5 protein-coding genes and 1 other RNA gene are annotated in these 6,679 nt (G+C 64.6%); all 6 read left to right on the forward strand.

Annotation, left to right across the window (positions count from 1 at the left end; all coding sequences use genetic code 11):
- Nucleotides 1-54 precede the first annotated feature (54 nt).
- Complete coding sequence (gene zipA, locus IX761_RS03010) at nt 55-933, forward strand: cell division protein ZipA (protein WP_194788146.1); 879 nt, start codon at nt 55-57, stop codon at nt 931-933.
- Between the two features lie 99 nt (nt 934-1,032).
- Nucleotides 1,033-3,387: an NAD-dependent DNA ligase LigA gene (gene ligA / locus IX761_RS03015; protein ID WP_194788150.1), complete on the forward strand. Its 2,355-nt coding sequence runs from the start codon at nt 1,033-1,035 to the stop codon at nt 3,385-3,387.
- Between the two features lie 190 nt (nt 3,388-3,577).
- Nucleotides 3,578-3,674, forward strand: an RNA gene (ffs, locus tag IX761_RS03020) — signal recognition particle sRNA small type.
- 163 nt (nt 3,675-3,837) lie between these two features.
- Nucleotides 3,838-4,224, forward strand: a complete 387-nt coding sequence (locus IX761_RS03025) for a hypothetical protein (RefSeq protein ID WP_194788152.1) — start codon at nt 3,838-3,840, stop codon at nt 4,222-4,224.
- Between the two features lie 27 nt (nt 4,225-4,251).
- On the forward strand, nt 4,252-6,198 hold the full coding sequence (locus IX761_RS03030) for a hypothetical protein (protein WP_194788154.1): 1,947 nt from the start codon (nt 4,252-4,254) through the stop codon (nt 6,196-6,198).
- 201 nt (nt 6,199-6,399) lie between these two features.
- Nucleotides 6,400-6,679, forward strand: a 280-nt coding sequence (locus tag IX761_RS03035; RefSeq protein ID WP_194787856.1) for a transposase, incomplete at its 3' end; no start/stop codon positions are given.

The raw sequence follows: 6,679 nt of genomic DNA on the forward strand, positions 1-6,679 counted from the left end.
AGGCCTTTGAAGCCTTTGTTTTCAAGCATATTTTTCTTAGAGGCACGGGATTACATGGAAATCGGTCTGCGCGAGTGGCTGATCGTCATCGGCATCATTGTCATCGCCGGTATTCTTTTCGACGGCTGGCGCCGCATGCGCGGCGGCAAGGGCAAGTTGAAGTTCCGTCTGGATCGTAGCTACGCCAACGCTCCGGACGAAGAGGGCGGCGCTGAGGTGCTCGGCCCTTCGCGGGTGCTGGAAACACACAAAGAGCCCGAGCTGGACGAGACCGACCTGCCTTCGCTCAGCGCGCCCGCGCGCGAACGTGAACGCGAGCCGAAGCCGGCCAAGCAGCCCAAGCGCGGCAAGCGCAACCACAGCGAACCGCAGCAGGGCGACCTCAACCTGGCCGCCGAGCGCGAGCCCGACCTGTTCGCCGACAGCGATGAGCCACTGGCTGCCGACAGCAATCGCAACAGCGGTTTCGCCGCCAGCACCCCCGCCAAGGAGCTGCCACCGGCGGAAGAAGTCCTGGTGATCAGCGTAATTTCTCGCGACGAAGGCGGCTTCAAGGGCCCGGCCTTGTTGCAGAACATCCTGGAAAGCGGCCTGCGTTTCGGCGAAATGGACATCTTCCACCGCCACGAAAGCATGGCCGGCCACGGCGAAGTGCTGTTCTCCATGGCCAACGCGGTCAAGCCCGGCGTGTTCGACCTGGACGACATCGACCACTTCAGCACCCGCGCGGTGAGCTTCTTCCTGGGCCTGCCAGGCCCGCGTCACCCCAAGCAAGCCTTCGACGTGATGGTCGCCGCCGCGCGCAAGCTGGCCCACGAGCTCAATGGCGAGCTCAAGGATGACCAGCGCAGCGTGCTCACCGCCCAGACCATCGAGCACTACCGCCAGCGCATCGTCGAGTTCGAGCGCCGCGCGCTGACGCAAAAACGCTGATCCAGCCCCGCGGTCGGATCCCGCCTCGGTCCGCGCCGCGATGATTCAAGCAAAAGAGCAGCCTGGGGCTGCTCTTTTGCTTTGCAAGAGAAGAGAAAGATGAACGCCGAATCCCGAATCCACGAACTGCGCGCCGAGCTCGACCAGCACAACTACCGCTACTACGTGCTCGACGAGCCCAGCGTGCCCGATGCCGAATACGACCGGCTGTTCAACGAGCTCAAGGCGCTGGAAGCCGAACACCCGCACCTGGTGACCCCCGACTCACCCACCCAGCGTGTCGGCGGCGCGGCCCTGGCGGCGTTCAGCCAGGTGCGTCACGAAGTGCCCATGCTCAGCCTGGGCAACGCCTTCGAAGAAGACGACCTGCGCGATTTCGACCGCCGCGTGGTCGAAGGCCTCGACCTGCCGGCTGGCGACCTGTTCGCCACCCAGGCCGCCGTGGACTATAGCTGCGAACCAAAGCTCGACGGCCTGGCGGTCAGCCTGCTGTACCGTGACGGCCAACTGGTCCAGGGGGCTACCCGTGGCGATGGCACCACCGGCGAAGACATCAGTGCCAACGTGCGCACGGTGCGCAATATCCCGCTGAAACTGCAGGGTGAAGGCTGGCCAGCGCTGCTCGAGGTGCGTGGCGAGGTGTACATGAGCAAGGCGGGCTTCGACCGCCTCAATGCCGCCCAGGCCGAGGCCGGTGGCAAGACCTTCGCCAACCCGCGCAACGCCGCGGCCGGCAGCCTGCGTCAGCTGGACTCGAAGATCACCGCCAGCCGCCCGCTGGAGTTCTGCTGCTATGGGGTGGGCCAGGTCTCCGAGCCGTTTGGTGACAGCCATATCGGCATCCTCGAAAAACTCAAGGCCTGGGGCCTGCCGATCAGCCGCGAGCTACGGCGCGCCGCCGGCATCGAAGAATGCCTGGCCTACTACCGCGACATCGGCGCCCGGCGCAATGACTTGCCCTACGAGATCGACGGCGTGGTGTTCAAGGTCAACAGCCTGGCCTCCCAGCGCGAACTGGGCTTCCGCGCCCGTGAACCGCGCTGGGCGATCGCCCACAAGTTCCCGGCCATGGAAGAACTCACCGAAGTGCTCGACGTCGAGTTCCAGGTTGGCCGTACCGGGGCGGTGACCCCCGTTGCCCGGCTGAAGCCGGTGAAAGTGGCTGGGGTCACGGTGTCCAACGCCACCCTGCACAACATGGACGAGATCGCCCGGCTGGGCCTGCGCATTGGCGATACGGTGATCATCCGCCGCGCCGGCGATGTGATCCCGCAGGTGACGCAGGTGGTGCTTGAGCGCCGCCCAGAAGGTGCACGCCCAGTGCAGGTGCCCAGCGAATGCCCGGTGTGCGGCTCGCAGGTCGAGCGCACCCAGCTGGTCAAGCGCAGCAAGGGCAAGGAAACCACCAGCGAGGGTGCGGTGTATCGCTGCGTAGGGCGCCTGAGCTGCGCCGCCCAGCTCAAGCAGGCGATCATCCACTACGTGTCGCGCCGCGCCATGGACATCGATGGCCTGGGCGAGAAGAGCGTCGAGCAGTTGGTCGACGAGGGCCTGATCCGCTCGCCGGCCGACCTGTACACGCTGCAATTCGAACAGATCGTCGGCCTGGAGGGCTTTGCCGAGGTTTCCAGCAACAAGCTGCTGGCTGCCATCGAGGCCAGCAAGCGCCCGACCCTGGCTCGCTTCATCTACGCCCTGGGCATCCCCGATGTCGGCGAGGAGACCGCCAAGGTCCTGGCCCGCTCGCTGGGTAGCCTGGCGCGGGTACAAGTTGCCCTGCCGCAGGTACTTACCTACCTGCCGGACATCGGTCTGGAGGTCGCCTTCGAGATCCACAACTTCTTCGAGGACGAACACAACCGCGAAGTGATCGCGCAGCTGCTGGCCAGCGGCATGCAACTGCAAGACGAAGGCGACCTGGGCGCCGAGTTCGCCGCCAGCACCACCCTTGCCGGGATGCTCGCCAAGCTCGACATCCCTTCGGTCGGCCCGACCGGCGCCGAGAAACTGGTGGATAAGCTGGGCACCCTGGACAAGATCATCGCTGCCGACGGCATCGACCTGCGCCAGGCGCTGAATACCAAGCAGGCCGAGGGCGTGCGCGAGTTCTTCAAGGACGAGGCCAACCAGCGCCTGGCCCGCGCCATCGAAGCCCAGCTGCTGGNCTTCGGCATGCACTGGTCGTGCGAGAAGAAAGCTGCCGAAGGCTTGCCGTTGGCGGGTCAGACCTGGGTGCTCACCGGCACCCTGGAGCGCATGAGCCGCGATGTCGCCAAGGACAAGCTGGAGAGCCTGGGCGCCAAGGTGGCCGGCTCGGTGTCCGGCAAGACCCACTGCGTGGTCGCCGGCCCCGGTGCCGGCTCCAAGCTGGCCAAGGCCAACGAACTGGGGGTCAAGGTGCTGGACGAGGAGCAATTCGTCGCCTTCATGGCCGGGCAGGGTATCGAGCTCTGAATCCGACGACTTATTCGCGGGCAAGCCCGCCCCCACAGGACACCAGGCCCCTGTGTGAGCGTGCTTGCCCGCGATGAGGTCACCACAAGTCCTTGAGAAATGATGGTTTTTTCTCAGGCAGAGGTTGTAACTTCGCGCTGGCGCTGTACAATGGCGCGGCTCGTCGCATGGCGAGCCGTCGTGGTGGCCCCATCGGTCCCCCCGCATTGATTACCCGTTAACCTGGTCAGGCCCGGAAGGGAGCAGCCATAGCGGGAACATCGAGTGCCGGGGTGTGGCTGGTGGGGCCGCCTCCATTTTGGGCGTAGGCTTTTTCCACGCCGCCCAGCGTTCGCACCCCGCCTGTCACCTTTCTTTACCCCTCTGCAAGCCTTTGCCCCTGCACAATCCCTCGCGGCGCCTTATCATGTCTGTCCGCGTGTCAGTTCGTTCGGCCAGGAGATAGCGATCGTGGAACATGTCGACGACCTCACCCGTCACAAGATCCGGGAATGGCAGCTGCGCCGCCTGGAAATCAAGGACCAGATGGCCAACCACCCCGAGCGGGTGCTGGAGCTGTCGCAGGTGCTCGACCAGATGGAAGAAGAGCATGAGCGTATTCTCGGCGAGGCGACGACGGTTGTAGCGCAACCCGACACCGGCGCGGCACTCGAGCTACGCCTGAACGTGTCGGCGCAGAATGCGCGCGACCTGCGCAAGTTGCTCGAACTGGCCTTGCACGAACTCGATGGCGTGCTCGACGATTCAGAACCGGGCGCCAGCCACCCAGGTGGCATGGCAGGTTCGCTGGGTGCCTACCAGTTCGACCTGCACGTCAGCCCGTGCAACCTCGAGTGACCCCTGCCGCCCGGACCTAGAGCGAACATGCAACCCGAACACTTCGACTTCTCCCGCCCTGTCTACCTGCCGATCTGCGCCGAGGTCTGCCAAGGCTTGCTGCAGGCCGAGGGCGCGCCTGCGCTGGACGCCCTGTGCGAGCCTGAGCTGGCGGCCCTGCTGGTGATCCAGAACCTGGCCCAGGGTGGCAAGGTCGATGCGCAGGCCGCGGAAAAGGTGCTGGGCCGCCTGCTGGCATGGGCCGTCGACGGGCGCCATTCGGCCCAGGTGAGCCTGCTGTCTGAGGCGCGCCGGCTGTTCGATGCGCGCAAGCTGTATTTCGGCCTCGAAGTGATCAAGGGTTCCGGGTTGCGCCTGCTCGGTGCCGAAGAGGTGCAGCAACGGGCGTACCTGCTGGCCGACGGCAAATGGGATTTCGACTTCCGCATCCGTCGCCATCATGACGACAACCCGTTCAGCCAGCGGGTGGTGACGGGGTTCGACCGGGAGCGCTGGCTCACTGTCGAACAGGACAAGCTGCTCAAGGTGGTGCGCGCCAACCTGGACGAAGACCTGCACGTGCAAGGCTATGCCGGCATCGGCAAAAGCTACCTGCTCGGCGCGCTGATGGACTGCCTGCCGCGTGGCAAGGTGCTGCCCCTGGCGCGCACCCCGGCCAAGCTGGCTACGCTGCGCCAGCGCATGGGGCTGGACCCGCAGGCCAAGGTCGGCATGACCTTTGGCCAGTTCGCCAAGGCGCTGCTCAAGGATGCCCAGCCAGTCTCCTCGCGGGCGGCGGCGCGCGGCCCAGGCAAGCAACGGCTGGCCGAGGAGCTGGGCATTGTCGGGCTGCGCCAGTACGACGCCGGGCATGCGCTGGATATCTGCCTGGAAGTGCTGCACAGCTACTGCGAGTCGCGCGACTACAGCCTGTCCAGCCGCCACCTGCCGTTCTTCCGCCAGGCGCTGTCGAACCTCGATGCCCAGGTGCTGCTGGAGTACGCCAGTCGCCTGTGGCGCTATCTGGAAGGGCACCCCGCGTGGGGCGCGCAGACCGGTTTCGAGGCGCTGCTGCTGATCAAGCGCGCCAGCCTGGCCGGCTGCGGTGTACCCGCGCGGTTCAGCCATGTCGTCATCGACGAGAGCCAGGATGTGCCCGCAGCGCTGCTGCAAGTGATCGAGCGCGGGCGCCAGGTGCTGATCACCTTGGGCGACGAATACCAGAAAGCCGACGGTGCGGTGGTGCGCCGCGAGCGGCAGGTGCGGCACAAGGACATCGCTTTCGCCGTGCGCTCGGGGCCCAAGGTCGAGCGGCTGATCAACCCGCTGATCGACGTGCATTCGCAGAAATCCAAGGTCGCCTTCGAGGCAGCGCGCAGCGTCGATGTCGGCATCGAACACTTCCCCCAGGGCTTCATCCCACCCGAAGGCTGCGTGGTGCTGACCGCCTCGCGCTGGGACAGCATGCGCTGGGCGATGGAACTGGGCGAGTCTGCCTGCCTGCTGAGGTTCCCCGACTGGCCCGACATGCGCCGCTTCATGGCCACCGCGATCAGCCTCTTCCGGGCGGCGTTTCAAGGTCCTTTGCAGGATGCCGAAGGCCCGCATCCGTATTTCGCGCACCTGCTCGATTGGCAGCAGGTACGCGAGTCCGAGCGTTTCGACGCCTCGTTCCTGTGGGTCGAGGCGCGGTTGCAGGCCGGTTTCAAGCTGGCCGATCTCACCGTGCTGGCAGCGCGTGTCGCCGAGCAGCGCGCCAGTCTCATGCTGATGCAAGCGCAGGAGGCCGGCGGCCTGGAGTTCGATCAGGTACTGCTGACCCCCGAGCTGATGAGTACCAACCGCTTCAAGGATGCCTACGCCTTCGATGCACGCATCTGCGCCGTATACATCGCCCTGTCACGGGCACGGCGCCAGTTGTACCTGCCGTACGACGTGGAAGAGTGGATCAGTTACCACAAGAGCCAGCCGTTCCGGGAGCTGCACGGTTACTGAGGCATTGGCGCTTACATCCATCCCGCGCCTTGGCGCATGTCTTGAGAAAAGTGCAGCGTTTAAAATAACAAGGCCGTGTATGGATTGGTCCTACTCACTTTTAGGAATTTCCCGCTATTTCTTGAGAAAAGGCTCATTGGGCCTGTCCCCTGACAACGGACGCCAAGAAGCGATACTTACATCGTTCTCTTGGAGGTCGCCATGTACCCACGTACTCGCCGCAACTACACCGATGAGTTCAAAACGCAAGCCGTAGCTCTAGCCGAAAGCGTTGGCAGAACTGAAGCTGCACGTCAGCTTGAGATGTCCGTCAAAACGCTCGACAACTGGGTTGATGCTACGCGTAAAGGCCTGCCGCTGAGCTCTCCCGAGCGTAAAACCATCACCAAGGAAGACAGCGAACTAGCGCGGTTACGAGCCGAAATCGCTGAGCTCAAGATGGAGCGTGAAATCTTAAAAAAGGCGGCAGTGTTCTTTGCCA

The organism is Pseudomonas sp. UFMG81 (assembly GCF_015354575.1).
GTDB lineage: Bacteria > Pseudomonadota > Gammaproteobacteria > Pseudomonadales > Pseudomonadaceae > Aquipseudomonas.